This window comes from Streptomyces sp. NPDC047880 (assembly GCF_040706515.1).
Taxonomy (GTDB): domain Bacteria; phylum Actinomycetota; class Actinomycetes; order Streptomycetales; family Streptomycetaceae; genus Streptomyces.
Genome location: NZ_JBEZOK010000034.1, coordinates 16808 through 33880, shown reverse-complemented (window position 1 = coordinate 33880; position 17073 = coordinate 16808). Strand labels below are relative to the sequence as shown.

12 protein-coding genes are annotated in these 17073 nt (G+C 72.4%); 6 read left to right on the top strand and 6 right to left on the bottom strand.

Annotated elements, in window-relative coordinates; translation table 11 throughout:
• Window positions 1-195: 195 nt before the first annotated feature.
• From AB0937_RS34955 to AB0937_RS34945, 3 genes are all read left to right on the top strand, one after another.
• Complete coding sequence (locus tag AB0937_RS34955) at window positions 196-753, top strand: hypothetical protein (RefSeq protein WP_366717664.1); 558 nt, start codon at window positions 196-198, stop codon at window positions 751-753.
• A 33-nt stretch (window positions 754-786) separates the two neighbouring features.
• Window positions 787-1482, top strand: a complete 696-nt coding sequence (locus AB0937_RS34950) for an alpha/beta fold hydrolase (protein ID WP_366717662.1) — start codon at window positions 787-789, stop codon at window positions 1480-1482.
• An 81-nt stretch (window positions 1483-1563) separates the two neighbouring features.
• Window positions 1564-2733 carry a lactate 2-monooxygenase gene (locus AB0937_RS34945; RefSeq protein ID WP_366717660.1) on the top strand — a complete coding sequence of 390 codons (1170 nt, stop codon included), beginning with the start codon at window positions 1564-1566 and terminating at the stop codon, window positions 2731-2733.
• A 59-nt stretch (window positions 2734-2792) separates the two neighbouring features.
• Here the strand turns inward: AB0937_RS34945 and AB0937_RS34940 are convergent, their stop codons facing one another.
• The 3 genes from AB0937_RS34940 to AB0937_RS34930 all read right to left on the bottom strand — a co-directional run bounded on the left by AB0937_RS34940 (window position 2793) and on the right by AB0937_RS34930 (window position 5372).
• Window positions 2793-4415, bottom strand: a complete 1623-nt coding sequence (locus AB0937_RS34940) for an RICIN domain-containing protein (protein ID WP_366717658.1) — start codon at window positions 4413-4415, stop codon at window positions 2793-2795.
• 330 nt (window positions 4416-4745) lie between these two features.
• Window positions 4746-5123, bottom strand: a complete 378-nt coding sequence (locus AB0937_RS34935; RefSeq protein WP_366717656.1) for a toxin Doc — start codon at window positions 5121-5123, stop codon at window positions 4746-4748.
• A gap of 3 nt (window positions 5124-5126) precedes the next feature.
• Window positions 5127-5372, bottom strand: a complete 246-nt coding sequence (locus AB0937_RS34930; RefSeq protein ID WP_030845137.1) for a hypothetical protein — start codon at window positions 5370-5372, stop codon at window positions 5127-5129.
• Between the two features lie 176 nt (window positions 5373-5548).
• Here AB0937_RS34930 and AB0937_RS34925 point away from each other — a divergent pair, with 176 nt between their 5' ends.
• A complete protein-coding gene (locus tag AB0937_RS34925) occupies window positions 5549-6481 on the top strand; it encodes a sigma-70 family RNA polymerase sigma factor (protein ID WP_366717654.1) in 933 nt (310 codons plus the stop codon).
• 36 nt (window positions 6482-6517) lie between these two features.
• Here the strand turns inward: AB0937_RS34925 and AB0937_RS34920 are convergent, their stop codons facing one another.
• The 3 genes from AB0937_RS34920 to AB0937_RS34910 all read right to left on the bottom strand — a co-directional run bounded on the left by AB0937_RS34920 (window position 6518) and on the right by AB0937_RS34910 (window position 12885).
• Complete coding sequence (locus AB0937_RS34920) at window positions 6518-7309, bottom strand: alpha/beta hydrolase (protein WP_366717652.1); 792 nt, start codon at window positions 7307-7309, stop codon at window positions 6518-6520.
• Window positions 7310-7392: 83 nt separating this feature from the next.
• Entirely contained in the window at window positions 7393-9636 is a 2244-nt protein-coding gene (locus AB0937_RS34915) for a glycoside hydrolase family 9 protein (RefSeq protein ID WP_366717650.1), read from the bottom strand.
• A 153-nt stretch (window positions 9637-9789) separates the two neighbouring features.
• Window positions 9790-12885, bottom strand: a complete 3096-nt coding sequence (locus AB0937_RS34910) for a glycoside hydrolase family 2 TIM barrel-domain containing protein (RefSeq protein ID WP_366717648.1) — start codon at window positions 12883-12885, stop codon at window positions 9790-9792.
• Between the two features lie 256 nt (window positions 12886-13141).
• On the opposite strand from AB0937_RS34910, the gene AB0937_RS34905 reads away from it, so the two are divergent.
• Together AB0937_RS34905 and AB0937_RS34900 are read left to right on the top strand one after the other, a co-directional pair.
• Complete coding sequence (locus tag AB0937_RS34905) at window positions 13142-15529, top strand: SpoIIE family protein phosphatase (protein ID WP_366717646.1); 2388 nt, start codon at window positions 13142-13144, stop codon at window positions 15527-15529.
• A gap of 307 nt (window positions 15530-15836) precedes the next feature.
• On the top strand, window positions 15837-17066 hold the full coding sequence (locus AB0937_RS34900) for an SLC13 family permease (RefSeq protein WP_366717644.1): 1230 nt from the start codon (window positions 15837-15839) through the stop codon (window positions 17064-17066).
• The last annotated feature ends 7 nt before the right edge of the window (window positions 17067-17073 follow it).

Here is a 17073-nt window from a genome sequence, read left to right as displayed (position 1 = left end):
GTATTGAAACAGTGGCGTGAAGTTACGGAATCGGCGTGCGTGAAGCCCGTAACTGCGCGGTTCCCGGGAGCGCGAAGCGGCCAGATGGCCGATTGCCGCGGGTTCGTTAATAGGCCTGAAACATTCCGATTCCGCTCTCGGCCGACTGCTTTGTGACCCCTTGTGTTCATGGGCCGGTCGAGTAATCGTCATTACATGATTACGAGAGAGCAGCGAGAGAAGCTCCGCGGCTGGTTCGCCGGCCGCCTGCCCGACGACCTCTTCGAGGAGCTGACCGAGATCTCGGTCGACCGCGAGGAGATCACCGTCATCGGCCGCATCCCCGCACCGCGGCTGGCCGGGGACGCCCCGGCCGCCGAGCGGGACGCGGCCCTGGAGAGCCGTGCGCAGGAGTTCCGTGAGCGCACCCGTGAGGACCGGATGGCCGTGGCCCGGGAGGCCGAGCAGCGGTTCGGCCGCAAGGTGTCCTGGGGCGTGGAGTGCGGCGGGCGGCGGACCCTCTTCACACACGTGGCCGCGCCCGTCATGACACGGCTGCGCCAGCCGGAACGCCAGGTCCTCGACACCCTGATCGCCGGCGGCGTCGCCCGCAGCCGCAGCGACGCGCTTGCCTGGTGCGTGCGCCTGGTCCAGCGCCATACGGACGACTGGCTCGCCGAGTTGCGCGAGTCCCTCGAACACGTGCAGCGCGTCAGGGCCCAGGGCCCGGACGCCGAGCCCGACCCCGCACCGCGGGCGGACGCGGAGGAGTGAGGCGTTGTCAGACCCCTCGGCTACGTTGCGGGCATGACCGACTTCGTACTGGTGGCAGGGGCATGGCTCGGGGCGTGGGCATGGGACGAGGTGGCCGCGGAGCTGCGCGGCGCCGGGCATGACGTCCATGCGCTGACGCTGTCGGGCCTCGCCGAGAGACGGGACACACAGCCGGCCGGACAGCAGACCCACGTCCGGGACATCGTCGGGGAGGTGGAGCGGCTCGGTCTGCGGGACGTCGTCCTGGTCGGGCACAGCTACGCGGGCGTTCCGGTCGGGCAGGCCGCCGAGCGGATCGGCGACCGGCTGCGGCGCGTGGTGTTCGTCGACGCGAACGTGCCGGTGGACGGGGAGTCGTTCCTGTCGGGCTGGCCCAGCGAGCACGTACGGCGGACGATCGACGCACAGGGCGGCTACTGGCCACCGCTCGGCCCCGAGGAGTACGCGGGGCAGGGGCTGACGGACGAGCAGATCGCCCGGATCGTGGGGGCGACCCCGCACCCGGGCATCACGCTCACCGAACCGGCCGTCCTCGACCGCCCCTTGGACGAACTGCCTGCGACGTACGTGAAGTGCCTCCTGGACGGCGACGAACCGATGCCGGCGGTGGCCGCGCTGCTCGAAAGTGACAGCTGGGAGCTGGTGGAGCTGGACACCGGCCACTGGCCGATGTTCTCGCAGCCGAGCGCACTGGCCCGGGTACTGCACGAGGCAGCGGCCCGCCCCTGACCCACCGCAGCGCATACCGCTCGGTATCGTCGCCCCTACGGCACGGTCTCGACGAGGAGACGACGAGAGGCGGGGCGTACGGTGGGCAAGCACTGGGCGGACTTCCAGTACGAGATCTATCTGAACGGGATGACGGGCGCCGTGCCGCGGCTGCCCACCGACCTGCCCCGGCTGGAGGAGCTCACCGAACAACGGCTAGGGCCCGGCCCGGTCGGCTACGTGGCGGGCAGCGCGGGCAACGGCAGTACGGCCCGCGCCAACCGGGCGGCCCTGGAGCGCCGCCGGATCGTGCCGCGCATGCTGCGCGACGTGCACGACCGGGATCTGTCGGTCGAGGTGCTGGGCCGTGCCCTGCCGGCACCCCTCGCGCTGGCCCCGGTCGGAGTGCTGTCGATCATGCACCCGGACGCCGAGTCCGCCGCGGCCCGGGCCGCCGCCGCGCAGGGCGTGCCGTACATCCTGTCGTCCGCGTCCAGCACACCCATGGAGCAGGTCGCCGAAGCCATGGGCGACGCCGAGCGCTGGTTCCAGCTGTACTGGCCCAAGGACCCGGAGGTGGCCCGCAGTTTCCTGAACCGGGCGAAGGCGGCCGGGTTCACCGTCCTGGTCGTCACCCTGGACACGCCGCTGCTGTCCTGGCGGCCGCGCGATCTGGACCAGGCGTACCTGCCGTTCCTGCACGGGGTCGGCACGGCCAACTACTTCTCTGACCCGGCCTTTCAGGCAGGTCTGGCCAAGCCGGTGCACGAGGATCCGAACGCGGCCGTGATGCATTTCGTCGGGATGTTCTCCGACCCGGCCAAGAGCTGGCCGGACCTGGCGTTCCTGCGGGAGAACTGGGACGGCCCGATCGTCCTCAAGGGCGTCCTGCACCCGGACGACGCACGCCTGGCCGCCGACGCCGGCATGGACGGCGTGGTCGTCTCCAACCACGGCGGCCGCCAGGTGGCCGGGGCCGTCGCTGCGGCCGACGCCCTCCCTCGCGTGACGGAGGCCGTGGGCGACCGGCTCACCGTGCTCTTCGACAGCGGCATCCGCACCGGCGACGACATCGTCAAGGCCCTCGCCCTCGGCGCCCGCGCGGTGCTCGTCGGCCGCCCGTACGTCTACGGCCTCGGCCTCGACGGCCGGTCCGGCGTCGAGCACGTCATCCGCTGTCTGCTCGCCGAACTCGACCTGACGCTCGCCCTGTCGGGCCATGCCACGCCGAGCACGGTCGGACCGGCCGACCTCGTCGAGGATCCGGTGTGAGGAGCGGGGCTGCGCGGCGCGTTCGCCGCGCAGCCCCGCTCAGGGCCCGGAGGACCTCGTCACGCGGTGCGGCCCCCGGACAGGGTCACCTGCCGGGCCGCCGGGTCGTCCTGCTCCTCGATCGACAGGGAGCCCTCCGCCGTCGGCAGCCGCTCCAGCTGCCAGCGCTGGGCGTCGGAGGCGCGGTCGCGGACCTTGACGACGAGGTCTGCGTCCGGGTCGTCGTCGGCCGGGGTGAGGGCCAGTCGCTCGTCCCAGCGGGGCAGCAGCTCCCCCTGCACGGTGAGGTCGTAGCGCACGTCGTCGCCCCGTTCGGCATCCTCGTCGGCGCAGGTGCCGAGGACGACGACACCGGCGTCCTTGTGGGAGTCCAGGCACAGCCCGGGGTCGGCGACGCTGCGCAGCAGCCCGTCGTCCTCGTACGTCCACTGCTGGGTCCACACCGCCGAGCACTGCGCCAGCTTCGTACCCGAGCCCTCCTTCGGCAGGTCGCGGATGTCCAGGCACAGGTCGGCACCGGTGTTGCGCAGCCGTGTCACCCCCTGGGCCGCGGGAAGACCGGCGGTGCCGGGTGGCGTCGCCGAGGTGGAGCCCCTGCCGCCGGCGGCGCTGTTGGAGCCGGCCGGGTCGGCCTCCCCGCCGTCGTAGGAGGACGCGCTGATGATGAGCACCGTCGCCAGCACCCCGGCCGAGACCGCGCCGACGCCCGAGAGCAGCGCGCGCGGGGTGCGCAGCGTCTCGGGAACCCGGCGGGCGGGCACGGGGAGCCGGGACAGCAGCCCGTGCCGTCCGCCGCCCCGCCGTCCGCCGCGCCGGCCCGCGCGAGCGCCCCGGGTGCCGTGCGGAGCCCGTCCCGGGCGCGAGTCGAGGTAGCGGCGGGAACCCCAGCCGAGCACCGCCTCGGCGATCAACTGCCCCAGCGGGCCCTCGAAGTGGCTGAGTTGTTCCGCCGCGTGCCGGCAGTATCGGCACTCGTCCAGATGCTGCTGGACGTCCGGCAGCAGTGCGCCTCCCCGGCGGATCGGGACGTCGAGGAGGCGGTTGTAGAACCGGCAATCATGGGTCGGCGCGAGTTCGCGATGGGCGCGTACACAGCCTTCGCGGAATTTGTCCCGCGCCTGTTCGAGGGCCGCCGCGGCGATGTCCGTGTCCATGCCCAGCAGGCCGGCCGGGACGGTTAAAGGATCTGCCTCGACCTCGACGTGCCAGAGCAAACAGCGCGCGCCCGCGGGAAGTGCCTGGAATGCCCGCTCCGCGAGGGTTCGATTTTCGGGCGTCATGGAGGTCGCCGCGCGCAGTCCGCGCCCACCGGCCGGTTTCTGCAATGCAGGCAGAACGGCTGATATTCGATCGTCGCCGGACCACTCGCGGATCGTGTCGCGCACGGTCACCAGAAGGGCCGGGCGCAGCGCGACGGCGGACTCGCCGAAGGCGAGGCGGTTGAGGGTCCGGTGGAAGGCGGTGCCGGTCACCATCTCGGCGACCTGCGCCGACGAGGCGAGGCAGATGACCGCGTAGTCGTGCACCGGCTGGTAGTGCCGCGCCATCAGCAGCGCGACGGAATGGGCGGCGACCTCGCCCTCCGGACTGCCTCTCAGCGGTGCGGCGAGTGATTCATCGGATTCCCCCGGATCCCCGCCGGGCGGGGGATACGGGGGGCGAGGGGGGTGGGGGGTGGGCACTGAGATGGTTCCTTCCCACGCATGTGACACACAGAAGACCTGGCGCCGAAAAAGGAAGCCCGGTTGGTGCGTACCTTTTTTGGCGCGGCGCGGGAGGTGCGAATTCACCGACGGCGAATCGGACGCGGTCCACAAATCACGTGCGACACCCAGCCATTCCCCCCGCACGTGCGTTTCACTCTTGCACAACCCCCACACGGCCAACAAGGCGCCCGGACAACATCCCCGCCATTGACAGAAAGTCAGAAACGGGGAACGTATGCACGCGGCTCGCACCCGCTTTCGACATTTCCCTGCGGCCTGTGTGAATCGGGCATCCGGCCCGGTTCCTCAGATCTGCCAGGAGCGCAGCCGGTCCGCCGCGCCGTAGACGTCGGTGGCGCCGGACAGCAGGTCGCGGGCGAGGTCGACGAGGGCGCCGTAAGGCGGGTCGATGCCGGCGCCGCTGACGAACATGTACGCCACGGCGGTCGCGCAGGCGAAGCGGGCGTTGGCCGAGGGCAGCGGCCGGAGCACGGTGATCGCGTGCAGCAGCGCGGCGGCCCGCCAGGCCGGGTCGGAGTTCACCCCGAGACGCGGCGGGTCGACGCGGTGCCGGGCGACGGCGGCGACCAGCGCGGAGAAGTCGTTGACCGTCGGCTGGTCCGGCAGGACCTCTTCGTGGCGCTGCAGCAGCCAGGGCACGTCGATGTGGATCAGGGGCGCCATGGGTCAGGCGGCCCGCCCTTCGCCCTTGGCGGGCGGTTCGTCGTCGGGGAAGGCGGCGGCGAACTCGTCGGCGTGGGTGGCGAAGAACCGGCGGAAGGCCTCCGCGCCCTCCTGCAGCGCCCGGTGACGGGCGATGTCGGCCGCGGCCGCCTCCCGCACGAGCGCCTTCATGGACGTACCGCGCTCCTTGGCGATCTGCCTGAGGTCCTCAAGTTCGCGGTCGCTGAACTCCACGTTGAGAGCTGGCATGCCTTCACGGTACCGCTCGGGTACTGGCGCGTAAATATCCCCAGGTCAGGGAGGACAGCTGACGGTACCGGGACGGGCGCCCCGGTTGAGAGGTGGGTCACATCGGTGCGCGGCATGTCACATTCCGCGGCCCTGTCCGGCTCGCAGTGGTGAGCGTGCCCGAGGGAGGCCCCCGCATGACCGAGATCCCCGCACCCCGTACCGACGCCCCGCTCGACGCGGCGACCGGGGTGTTCGTCGACCACCGCGAGCTGCTGTTCGGCGTCGTCTACAACGTGCTCGGCAGTGTCGCCGACACCGAGGACGTGCTGCAGGAGACGTGGCTGTCCTGGACGGCCCGTGGCGGGGGTGCTCCCCTGGCCGGGGTCGACAATCCGCGCGCCTATCTCGTGCGGGTGGCCGTCAACCACGCGCTGCGCCGCCGTGCCGTGATCAGCCGCCGGCAGGAGACGTACGTCGGCCCGTGGCTGCCCGAGCCGCTGGTCGCCGCGGAGGGCGCCGAGACCGCCGAGGGCCCGGCGCTGCGTTCCGAGTCGGTGTCGCTGGCGATGCTGGTGGTCCTGGAGTCGCTGACCCCGCTGGAACGGGCCGTGTTCGTGCTGGGTGAGGTGTTCGGCTACCCGCATGCCGAGATCGCGGAGATCATCGACCGCTCCCCCGCCGCGGTACGCCAGTTGGCGCACCGGGCCCGGGAGCACGTGCACGCCCGGCGGCCGCGGTACGAGGCGCATCCGCGGGTGCGGCGGGAGGCGACCGAGCGGTTCGTGCGGGCGGCGCTCGGCGGGGACATCGCCGAGCTGATGGAGGTGCTGGCGCCGGACGTCACGGCGTGGACCGACGCGGGCGGCAAGCGCAGGCGGGCCGGTCTGCGCCCGGTGCACGGCCGGGACAAGGTGGCCCGTCTGCTCACCGCCGGGCGGGGCGGCCCGGACCATCCGGTCTGGCGCTACCGGCGGGTGAACGGCGACGACGCCGCGGTGCTGTTCGACGGTGACGCGCCCTTCGCCGTCCTGGTCCTGGACCTCACCCCGCAGGGCGACCGGGTGCGCGGCATCTACGTCGTGGCCAACCCGGACAAGCTCGCCCACCTGCCCCGGGCGGCTGCGTGAGGGCGGCGGGCGGGGGCGGCGGGACCGGGCGACCGGTCAGGAGTGCGCGCGGCAGAACTCCCGGACGGTCCGGTTGAACGGCTCCGGAGCCTCGAGGTTGCTGAGGTGCCCGATGCCCGGCAGTACGACCAGCGTGGCCCGCGGCACCGCTTCGAGGAACTGGTGGGCGACGGGTTCCACGGGTGAGCGGGCGTCGAGCTCGCCCCACAGCAGGAGCGTCGGCACCTCGATCTTCGGCAGCAGATCCCGCAGGTCCGCCTCGACCATGACGGTGAGCTCGGTCCGCATGCTCTGGGCGCGGGTGTCGGCCGACATCACCGACAGCAGACGGACGGCTTCGGCGGGTGGCGGCCCGGCGAACAGTCCCGGCATGGTGGGTGCGAACGCCTCGGCCGGGACCGCGAGCATGCGCTCCGCCCCCTCGACCCGGGACCGCACCTCCGCCGCCGGGAGCGACCCCTTCCAGCCGGCGTAGGTGTCGGCGAGGAGCAGCGTCCGGACGAGCTCGGCGTGGTGCCGGTAGAGCTCCAGCACGACGGTCCCGCCCCAGGAGGTGCCGAGGACGTGGGCGGGGCCGAGGTCGACGTCCTCGATGACGGCCGCCAGACAGCGGGCGTAGTCGGCCAGGGTGAAGGGGGCGGGGACGTCGGAGGAGCGTCCCGCGCCCGGCTCGTCCCAGGCGACGACGGTGAACTCGTCGGCCAGGTCCTCGGTCTGGGGGCGGAACAGCCGGGCGTCCGCGGTGGCGCCGTGCGCGAGCACGAGGGGCGGCCCCTGGCCCACCCGGTCGTACGCGACCTCGATGCCGTCGACCCGCACCGCTGGCATGACACCAGGCTACGCGCGCGTGCCGGAGGCGTCCTCCCGGCGGACTCCCCGGCACACGGCGGCTGCCCGGTTCCTGCCCTTGGCTACGCCTGGTCCGCCACGAAGGAGGCCATGCGGGTCAGGGCGGCGTTCCAGTTGATCGTGTGCTCGTTGGTCGACCAGGACTGGATGTCGTCGATGTAGCAGAACTGGCCGACGCAGCCCTGGAGTTTGCTCTGCGCGTAGGGGTCCTGGATGCCGCTGTTCGGTCCGCCCGCGAGGGTGCCCTTCGGCGGGTTGGGCTGAGCGGGGTCGAGCTGGTGGGCGTACCAGCGGCTGTGCTGGTTCTGTGCGCTGACCTCGCCGTAGCCGGTGACGTAGGAGATGTTCAGCGCGTTGCGGCCCAGGATGTAGTCCATGCTCTGCAGCGCGCCGTCCCGGTACTTCGAGGCGCCGGTGAGGTCGTACGCGGTGGCGAGGACGACGGCGTTGTTGAGGACCTGGTGGCTGGAGCCCCAGTCGTAGGTGTTGCCGTCGGGTGCGTACGGCATGCCGTACGGGTGTGCCGTGAGCGTGGCCAGGTAGCGGTCGGCGCCCTGGACGACGGACCGGCGCACCGCGTCCCGGCCGGCCAGTTTGTTCGGCACGGTCGCGAGGTCGAGCCGCCCCGCCGCGCCGGTGCGGGCCCAGTCGAAGCCGATGGGCTTGAAGAGGTCGGCCGTGTGGACCGGGGACCTCAGGACGTACTCCTCGTACCGCTTCTCCCCGGTGGACAGGTACAGCTCGGCCGCCGCCCAGTAGAAGTCGTCGGTGACGTCGCCGTCCGCGTAGGCACCGCCGCCGACGCCATCGCTGTCGGAGGCGAGGCGGTCGGGGTGCGCGAGCGCGGCCGACCAGGCCTTGCGGGCCGCGGCCAGGGCCTTGTCGGCGAACGCCCTGTCATGGGGGCGGTACAGACGGGCGGCCTGCGCGGCCGTGGCGGCGAGGTTCAGGGTGGCGGCGGTGGACGGCGGGTGCAGTTCGCGCTTCTGCGGGTCGTCGCTCGGCAGCAGCGGAAGGCCGGTCCACTGCTCGTCGTGCATCTTGTGGTGGGCCATGCCGGCCAGGGGCCTGCCGTCGGGCACCTGCATCCTCAGCAGGAACTCCAGCTCCCAGCGTGCCTCGTCGAGGATGTCCGGGACCTTGTTGCCGCTCTCCGGGATGGCGAGCGTGCCGTCGCGCAGTCTGCCCGCCTGCCCGGTGCGGGCGTGCCGGGCGCGCTCGTAGGTGCTGAGCAGCTCCCAGGTGGAGATGCCGCCGTTGACGACGTACTTGCCGTGGTCGCCGGCGTCGTACCAGCCGCCGCTGACGTCGAGGGTGTAGTCGCACACGCCCGGCTGGCAGGGCACGGCGGTGTCGCCCTTGTTGGGTGCCACCCCCACGTGACCGGCCGGGCGGCCGTAGCCGGGCCGCAGGTCGTCGCGGATCGCGAGGCCGCTGCGCTGCGTGTAGTAGTACTTCGCCGAGTCCAGCCGGAGCCTCTCGTAGGCGCTCGCGCCGATGTCGAAGGGCCTGCTGGTCTCGCCGTCGGCGACGAGCGTGAAGCCCGTGCCCTTGGTGCGGTAGGCGCCGAAGTCGATGGAGTGGACGTTCTGCCCGGAGGAGGCGTCGACCCCGCGCGGCAGGGTCGTGCCCTGGGCGACGACCGTCCCGCCGGAGTTCTTCAGCTGCCAGGGCAGCCTGGCCGTCGCGTCGGTGACCAGGGTGGCGTTCTTCGGGCCGGCCGGGAGATAGCCGACCTGGTTGACGCGCACCCGGGGACCGGTGTCGGGTTCGTACGGCTCCGGCGTCACGCCGCCGAGCAGCGAGACGTCGTCCATGCAGAAGCGCCAGGCGTCCGCGCTGCCGCCGAGCTGGAAGCCGACCTGGCCCTGCGCGGTGTCGACAGGCGAGGTGAAGGTGTAGGAGTAGCGGTCGCCGGAGACGCTGAGCTGCGGTGTCACCTCGTGGTAGGTGTCGTAGGGCGACACCGACAGGCCCACCATCGCCCGCACCACGTGCCCGGCGGGCGTCCCGGTCGCACTGAAGGAGAAGCGGTACGACTCGCCCTTCACGAGGGTGATGTCGTTCTGCCCGACGGCGGCGTCCCAGCGGTTGGCGGTGCCGCCGGGGACGTCGGCGCAGAGCCGGCCCTCGGAGACGCCCGCGGTGACGTTGCTGGTCGTCCACCAGGGCGCGGTGTCGGTGTCGAAGGTGCCGTTCCTGACCTGCTCGACCTCGCCGGCCCCGGCAGGCGCCGACGGCAGCGCGGTGAGCGCGGCCGCCAGCAGGGCCGTCAGGGACAGCAGGGCGGTTCTGCGTCGTTTCACGTCTGGGCTCCTCGTCGGAGGTGCGGGTGGCGCTCGGCATGGGAGCGCTCCCAGATGCGGACGCAGGCCATGGTTGTGGCAGATGTGACGCCTCGTCAACGGTCCGGACAGGACTGGCTGTTCGCCACCCGTCCGGACCGTGGTGGCGGGGCTTCAGGCGGCCGGGGTGTCCAGGCGGCTGATGCGGATCGCTCCCCGGGGCTCGCCGGGGTGGCGGCTCGTCAGGGTGAGCCGGATCCCGGAGCCCCGCAGGGCCTCGAACGTGATCACGGTGGGGACGTCGGAGGCGGTCGCCCAGCCGATCGCGGTGTCCCGCGCCGCCTGCCACGCGCGGCCGTCCCAGACCGCCACCTCGATCGCCGCGGGCAGGCTGTGCGCTGCGTCCACGGTGAAGGACACGTCCACCCGGTCGAAGCCGCGGGGGCGCCCGTGGTCGACCGAGACCCAGTCCTCGGCCCGTGCCCCGTCGAAGGCCGGCAACAGGGGCGTGGCCTGTTTGAAGAAGCCGTTGGACCAGCCGGTGGCCGGGTCGCCGTCGAGCATGGCGGCGGGCAGGGTGTCCGGGCGTCCGGAGTAGCTCGCGTCCGCGAGCGGGTGGTCGGCGGGGGCCGGGTGCTCGGGCCGGAAGGCTGCCGGAGCGGTCTCGGCGCGGTCCTCGGCCCGGGTGGCCCGTACGGTCGCCGTGCCGGTGCGCAGGCCCTGCGCGCGGGCGGTCACCTTCACCGCGCCGGCCTTCGTGCCGGACCGGACGATGGCGAGGGCCTTGCCGTGGAAGGCGGTGCGGGTGCTCGCCTGGTAGCGCTCCGCGCTCTCCTGACGGCCGTTGTCGAGCCCGGCGAGGGAGCCGCCCGTCACGGCGAAGGACAGCAGGTGCTCCGCACCGGGCACCACCACACCGTGCCGGTCGACGACCTCGGCGGTCACGAAGACCAGGGAGCGGCCGTCCGCGGCGACGGAGGCGCGGTCCGCGGTGAGGCGTATCGCGTGCGGGTCTCCGGCGGTGCGCAGCACGTCGGTGGCGACCACCTCGCCGCCCCGCCGTGCGACGGCCTTCAGCTCGCCCGGCGCGAAGGGCACCCGCCAGGTCAGATGGAGCTTTCCGGCGCTGCCGTTCAGGCTGGTGTAGCTGCCGGGGTGGGGGCCGTCGGTGAACGTCTTGTCGTCGCCGGTCGCCTCGGTCGTCTCCAGGTAGGTGCGGCCGTCGACGGTCTTCTTGGTGTCGAACCGCCGTACGCCGAGGGACCTGCCGTTGAGGTACAGCTCGACGGTGTCGACGTTCGCGTACGCCCAGACCTCGACCGTGTCGCCCTTCTCGTAGTTCCAGGTCATCGGCAGCAGGTGGACCATCGGTTCGCTGGTCCACTGGCTCCGGAACAGGTGGTACATGTCCTTCGGGAAGCCCGCCGTGTCGACCGCACCGAAGAAGGAGGCCTTGACCGGGAAGACGTCGTACGGGGTGGGTTCGCCGATGTAGTCGATGCCGGACCAGAGGAACTGCCCGGCGAACCACTTCCGGTCCCGGTCCTTCTTGTGGCCGTACTCGCCGCTCATCGTCCAGGACGCGAGGTTGTTGTCGTAGGACGAGGTCGAGCGTCTGCCCGGGGTGTGGTTCTCACCGGTGTTGAGGTGCTCGGGCTCCTGGTAGGTGCCGCGGGTGGAGGTCTCCGAGGAGGACTCGGACTCGAAGAGGAACAGGTGCGGGTAGGCCGCGTGCAGCTGGTCGACCGACTTGGCCGTGTTGTAGTTGAGGCCGAGGCCGTCCAGTTTGGCCAGCATCAGGTCGGCGGCGGAGCCCTTGGCGGGCAGGCGGCGGTACTTGTCGGAGCCGATGACCAGCGGGCGGGTGTCGTCGGCGGCCCTGATCGCCCCGATGATCCGGTCGGCCATGGCGAGGCCGGCGGTCGAGGTGGAGTCGGGGACCTCGTTGCCGATCGACCAGGCCAGCACGGCGGGCGAGTTGCGGGCCGCAAGCACCATCTCCGTGGCGTCCCGCTCGCACCACTCGTCGAAGAAGCGGCCGTAGTCGTACCGGTTCTTTCCGGTCCGCCAGCAGTCGAACGCCTCCACCAGCATGATGACGCCGAGCTCCTCGCAGACCCGGATCACCTCGGGCGCGGGCGGGTTGTGGGAGGTGCGCAGGGCGTTGACGCCCATGGAGCGCATGATCTCCAGCTGTCGGCGTACGGCGTCGATGCTGACGGCGGCGCCCAGCGCGCCGAGGTCGTGGTGGAGGTCGACGCCCTTGATCTTGTGGTGGGTGCCGTTGAGGAAGAAACCCTCGTCCGGATCGAAGCGGAAGGTGCGGAAGCCGAAGACCGTGCGGTAGGTGTCGGTGGTCCTGCCGCCGACGCGCAGTTCGGTGTGCAGGATGGAGTGGTGCGGTGTCGCGAAGTCCCACAGGTCGGGCCGCCGGACGGTGAGTTCGTGGGTCTCGGTGTGCTCGCCGGTGACGGCGGCGGTGGAGGAGGTACGGGCGACCGTGCGGCCCTTGCGGTCGGTGATGCGGGAGACGACCTCGACGTCCGCGGTCTCGCCGGAGGCGTTGACCACGGAGGTGGCGACCCGGACGACGCCGCGCTCGGCGGAGACCTCGGGCGTGGTGACGCGAGTGCCCCAGCGGGCCACGTGCACCGGCTCGGTGATCACCAGGCGGGCCTCGCGGTAGATGCCGCTGCCCGAGTACCAGCGGCTGCTGGGAAGCCGGTTGCGGACCTCGACGGCGATCACGTTCTCGGTGGTGCCGTCGGTGTGCACCAGGTCGGTGAGGTCGAGGGCGAAGCCGGTGTAGCCGTAGGGATGGCGGCCGGCCTCCGTGCCGTTGCAGTAGACGGTGCAGTCCATGTAGACGCCGTCGAACTCCACCGAGACGCGCCGGCCGGCGAGGGCGGGCGGGAGGGTGAAGGCCAGGCGGTACCAGCCGAGGCCGCCGGGCAGAAAGCCGGTGCCGCTGGTGGTGCCGTGTTCGGTGGTGGGGGTCTGCTCGATGCTCCAGTCGTGCGGGACGGCCGTCTCGCGCCATCCGGAGTCGTCGTATCCGGGGAGGTGGGCGTCGGCGTAGGCGCCGGTCGGGTCGGTGATGCCGCCGGGGTTCACCAGCACGAAGCGCCAGCCGTCACGGAGTGCGACCGTCCAGCGGCCGGACGTGCCGCGCGCCTCCCCGTCGGCCCACGCCTCCGGGGCGCCGAGCAGCGCTCCGGCCGCGGGCGCGGCCGCGGAGGCGAGCAAGAAGGATCTACGCATGACCGACATGGAGACTCTCCCTCATCGGGGCCCAAAAGTACTCACAACTGATCGCGAACAAACAGATTCTGTCGAAGCGTCATGGACGATCGTCAAGGGTGCGTCAGCATCCTTCTGAGCCGGCGATCACTTCGGCCGGATGTGCGCCTCACCCCGGCCTGGGGGCCGGCAGCGGGGTTACCGATCCATGCCGGGCACCTACGGACTACGCTGGAACTCAACTGACTTCCCTGTTCACTGTGAGTGTCCGTATGGAGTCGCGACGATGAGCCCGGACGAGGCGTTCGACGATGGCGTGGCCGCCCGTGCCGTCATCGCCGCCGACGGCACGCTCACCGAGTGGAGCGAGGGCGCCCGCCGTCTGCTGGGCCACACGGCCGCCGAGGTCGTGGGACGCCCGGCCGCCGCGCTGCTGGCCGACGGCGCGGAGCCGCCCTCCGTGGCGGGCGACTCCCGCTGGAGCGGCACGCTCACCTTGCGCCACCGCGACGGCCACCCGGTGTCCGTCTGGGTGCTCGCCCACCGCAGGCCGCCCGACGGACCGGAGGCGACCGACTGGCTCGCGGTGTCCCCGCCGGAGGCCGGCGGGGACGGGTTGCCGGACGATCCAATGGTGCGCATGGCCCTGACGCAGTCGCCCTGCGCCACGATGATCTTCGACGAGAGGCTGCGGCTGCGCGGCCTCAACGACGCCATGGCGGACCTGCTGGGACTGCCCGCAGCGCGGATGCTGGGTCTGAAGCCCACCGACGTCGGCAGCCGGCCGCAGAACGCCGAGCTCGAGGAATATCTGCGCCGGGTGCTCGACACCGGCCGGCGGCAGGACATGCAGACGTACATGAAGGCGACCGGTGAGAGCCGGGGGGCCCACGCCTGGCTGGCCAGGATGGCCCCGATCACCGACGGCGCCGGTCAAGTGCGCGGCGTGTGCGTGACGGCCCACGACTTCTCCGACCAGTACCGCTCGCGGGAGCGGCTGCTGCTGGTCAACGAGGCGAGCGTGCGCATCGGCACCACGCTCGACGTCACCCGCACGGCCCAGGAGCTGGCGGACGTCTGCGTGCCGGCGCTCGCCGACTTCGTCAGCGTCGACCTGCTCGACCCCCGGGAGTACGGCGGCGAGTCCGCCGGGCCACCGGTCCCGCCGCTGAGCCTGCGCCGGTGCGCCCACCAGTCGGTCAACAGGGGCAGCCCCGAGGCCGTCGCCAAGCCCGGGCAGGTGGACGTCTACCCGGAGAACTCCCCGCAGGCCGCCTCCCTGATGGCCGGGCACACGGTCGTGGCCACGGGCGCGTCCGGCGACCTCGAACGCTGGCTCGCCTGGGACCCCGTGCGCTTCCAGCGGGTCCAGGAGTACGGCATCCACTCCACGATGTCCGTGCCGCTGCAGGCCCGGGGCACGACCCTCGGTGTGGCGGTCTTCACCCGCTTCCGCCGCCCCGAGGCGTTCACCCCCGACGACGTGCTGCTGGCCGAGGAGGTCACGGCCCGGGCCGCCGTCTGCATCGACAACGCGCGCCGCTACTCCCGCGAGCGCGAGACGACCCTCACCCTGCAGCGCAGCCTGCTGCCCCGCACCCTGCCGCACACGGCGGCGGTGGAGGCCGCCTCCCGCTATCTGCCGGCCACGCGCTCCGGCGTGGGCGGCGACTGGTTCGACGTGATCCCGCTGTCGGGGATGCGGGTCGCCATGATCGTCGGCGATGTCGTCGGCCACGGCATCCAGGCCTCGGCCACCATGGGCCGGCTGCGCACCGCCGTCCGTACCCTCGCCGACATCGACCTGGCCCCGGACGAGCTGCTCACCCACCTCGACGACCTGGTCGTCCGGCTGTCCGAGGAGTCCGGCGGGGACAACGGCACCGGCGAGGTGGGCGCGACCTGCCTGTACGCGGTGTACGACCCGGTGTCCCGGCGCTGCGCCCTGGCCCGGGCCGGGCACCCCCTGCCCCTGCTGGTGCCGCCGGGCGGTCCGGCGCACCAGCTCGACCTGCCCTCGGGGCCCCCGCTGGGGGTCGGAGGACTGCCGTTCGAGGCCGCCGAGGTGGAGCTGCGGGAGGGCAGCATCCTGGCCTTCCACACGGACGGGCTGCTCGTGAGCCGAGAGCGCGACGTCGACGCGAGCGGCCGGATGCTCCGCGAGGCGTTGTCGGCGCCTGCCGATTCCCTGGACGAGACCTGCGACCGCGTGCTGAACACCCTGCTCCCGCCGGGCGGCTCCAGCGACGACGTGGCCCTGCTGCTGGCCCGCACCCGCGGCCTGCCGTCCGCCCAGGTCGCCACCTGGGACATACCGGCCGACCCGGCGCTGGTGGCCCCCATCCGCAAGCAGGTCGTCGACCAGCTGGAACGCTGGGGGCTGCTCGAGGCCACGTTCACCGCCGAGCTGGTGGTGAGCGAACTGGTCACCAACGCCATCCGCTACGGCGCACCGCCCATCCGGCTCCGGCTGATCCATGACGCGGCCACGCTGATCTGCGAGGTGTCCGACACCAACCACACGGCGCCGCACCTGCGCCGGGCCAAGACCTGGGACGAGGGCGGCCGCGGGCTGCTCCTGGTCGCCCAGCTCACCCAGCGGTGGGGCAGCAGGCACACCGTCGAGGGCAAGACGATCTGGGCCGAGCTGGCCCTGCTCGACGAAGAGATCTGAACGCGCGTTCCCGATCCGGCGGGCGTGCGGCCCGAGCAGGAGGCACCCCTTGCCGGTGTCCGCGATCGGAGACGGGCCCTGCCCAGGACAGACCGACCGCACCCCTACCGATGTCCGCGATCGGAGACGGGCCCTGCCCAGGACAGACCGACCGCACCCTTGCCGATGTCCGCGATCGGAGACGGGCCCCTGAGCAGGACAGGCCGACGGCGGCTCTCTTACCAACGCCTGCTTTCATGGGCGGGCACGGCCAGATCACGCTCCGGAGGACCCCGCCCTGAACACCCCGCTCGCCGAAGTCCTGTCCGTGACGCTGCTGGCCGCCGTCCTCGTCTGGGCCGTCGCCCGCCCGAAGGGCCTGCCCGAGGCCGTGCTCGCGGTGCCCGCCGCCGGGCTCGCCATCGCCCTCGGGGTGATCTCGCCGAACCACGCCTGGGAGGAGATCCAGCGGCTCGGGCCCGTGGTCGGCTTCCTGGCCGCCGTGCTGGTGCTCGCCCACTTCTGTGACGTCGAAGGGCTCTTCACGGCCTGCGGGGCGTGGATGGCCCGCTGGGCCGCGGGGCGCCCCACGCGGCTGCTGACCGCGGTGTTCGCCCTGGCGTCCGTGATCACGGCCGTGCTCAGTCTGGACGCCACCGTCGTCCTGCTGACTCCTGTGGTGCTCGCCACCGCCACCCGCATGGGCGTCCAGGCACGGCCGCACCTGTACGCGTGCGCCCACCTGTCGAACACCGCCTCGCTGCTGCTTCCGGTCTCCAACCTGACCAATCTGCTGGCCTTCACCGCGAGCGGGCTGAGCTTCACCCGCTTCGCGGCGCTCATGGCACCGCCCTGGCTGGTCGCCATCGCCGCCGAGTACCTGGTGTTCCGGCGCTTCTTCGACGAGGAACTCACGGTCCCTCCGCCCTCCCCCGATCCGGGGCCGCGTCCCGAACCGCTCCCGCTGTTCGCCCTCGTCACGGTCGGCTGCACACTGGCCGGGTTCGTCGTGGCGTCCGCGGTGGGCATCGCGCCGGCGTGGGCCGCTCTGGCCGGTGCGCTGGTGCTGGCCGGGCGGGCCCTGGCGCGGCGGCGGGCCACGCCGCTCACGGTGCTGCGGTCCGCGGCTCCGGCGTTCCTGGCGTTCGTGCTCGCGCTCGGCGTCGTCGTGCGCGCGGTCGTCGACCACGGGCTCGCCGACGCGTTGCGCCGTGTCCTGCCCGACGGATCTGGGCTGCTCACGCTGCTGGGCGTGGCCGTGCTGGCCGCGGTGCTGGCGAACCTCATCAACAACCTGCCCGCCGTGCTGGTGCTGCTGCCCCTGACCGCCGGGTCCGGTCCCGGTGCCGTACTGGCGGTGCTGATCGGCGTGAACATCGGCCCCAACCTGACCTACGCCGGGTCGCTGGCGACCCTGCTGTGGCGGCGGATCGTCCAGCAGGACGGGCAACGGGTCGGGCTCGGGGAGTTCACCCGGCTCGGGTTGCTCGCGGTACCGGCCGCGCTGGTGTCGGCCGTGACCGCCCTGTGGCTGTCGCTGACCGTCGTCGGCACCTGAGCGCATA